Here is a 1,843-nt window from a genome sequence, read left to right as displayed (position 1 = left end):
TAAAATAATTAATGTTCAGGAGAACATAAGCATCCCTAGCATTACAGTTGCGTTTTTGATTTGGTATGTGCTTGTTTTGCGGTGGCCTGATGAGTTCGTCGCCACAGTGACCAAGCAATGACATGCGCGGGACGGATTTGCCGCTGCGCGAGTCGGTTGGCGATGCGACGGATTTCCTGAACCGACCAGCGGATCAAAGGCGGGTTTTGCGCATCGTTTTTGGGGGAGGCGCGGCATTGGCATGATGTCGGATCGCGGCCATCATGGCGAATGCGAGCATGACGAGCGAGACGTGGCGATGCCAGCCATGCCAGGAACGGGTTTCGTTGTGGTCGAGACCGAGTTCGTTCTTGGCGGTCTCGAAGCTGTCTTCGATCGCCCAACGATGCCCTTCCACCCTGACCAGGGTTTCGATAGAGGTGCCTTGCGGGCACCATGTCGTGAAGAAAGCCATATCGCCGTCGGCGATGTTGCGGCGGATCAGAAGGCCGCGTGTCCAGACGCCGCTGAAAGCGTCGTCATAGTCGCCGGCGTCGAGATCGGCCAATTCCAGATAGACCCAGTCATGGAAGCGCTCGCCCTTGGTGCCGGCGCCTGCCGAGAGGCGTTGCCAGACATCAGCGGGCAGATCCTCGGCGATATCCTTGGCGGTTCCCGCGACGATCTCAGGCTTTGCCCATGAACGGAACATATGGCTGGTGCTGACACCCAGAACGTAGCCCTTGCCGGCGTGCCGCAAGGCTATTTCGATGTCGCCGATACCATAGACGCTATCGGCCGCCACCCAGGAGAACGGCACATTCGAGGCTACGGCGCGCTCGATCATGGAAAGGGCAAGCCCCGGCTTCGTCGCAAAGCCGACGGTCGCAGGGACATGGGCTTTCTCCATCCGTTCGCGATCGCCGGTCCATGCCTTGGGCAGATAGAGAGCACGGTCGATGAAGGCATGACCATGCTGCGAGACGTAGGCAGCGAACACACCGATCTGGCAATTGGTGATCTTGCCCGCTGACCCCGTATATTGCCGCCCAACCCCGCACGACGCCTTGCCCTGTTTCAAGAACCCAGTCTCATCGATTACCAGCACGGCGTCAGGATGGGCCAGTGTCTCCAGGGCATAATCGCGAACGATGTCGCGCAGCGCATCCGCATCCCATTGCCCACGGCCCAGGATCGCCTGTTGCCGCCACGGTCCGGGATCGCCGGCAGCTTCGGCACGCATCCAGCCCGTCTTGCGCCGTTCCTCGCCGAGCAAACCGTCCAGAAACTGCCCCGCCGAAGCCGCCACACGCCCCTGTGTGAACAAAGGTAGCATCCGTGTCTTCACATCCCGCAACGATGATGCCCAAAGCTCAAGCGTCGCCTCAATCGATAATCCCGTCATCCATGGCCTCCGAATCATGGAAGCCCATGGATTCAGAACTCACCGAAAAACGCAACTGTAATGCTAGGGTCAGGACCCATTAATTTGACGGGAATGGTGTGAGGCCATCCGTTCGGATACGAGAAGGGAAGACGAAGGAAATGTGGTGCATTTTCAAGGCTTTCCGACGAAGTAGGCGAGTGGATGGACCACATCCTTCGGACATCGAAATGACTTGGCGATCTGCTCCGTCAAACTGCTCAACCGGGGGAACCACCCCGGTCCTCACAGTTTTCCTTGCATATCTTGTCATTTCAGATGCCATTCTCATCAAATTAATGGGTCCTGACCCTAGCATTACAGTTGCGTTTTTGATTTGGTATGTGCTTGTTGTGCGGTGGCCTGATGAGTTCGTCGCCACAGTGACCAAGCAATGACATGCGCGGGACGGATTTGCCGCTGCGCGAGTCGGTTGGCGAT

Annotated in this window: 1 pseudogene; it reads right to left on the bottom strand. The window is 57.8% G+C overall.

The features are described from left to right. Positions 1-205 precede the first annotated feature (205 nt). Positions 206-1,402 (bottom strand): annotated as a pseudogene (locus ACLBWT_RS23240) (IS701 family transposase); the annotation flags it as partial. Between the last annotated feature and the right edge of the window lie 441 nt (positions 1,403-1,843).

This window comes from Paenibacillus sp. D51F (assembly GCF_053345695.1).
This window is presented reverse-complemented; position numbering and strand designations above follow the sequence as displayed.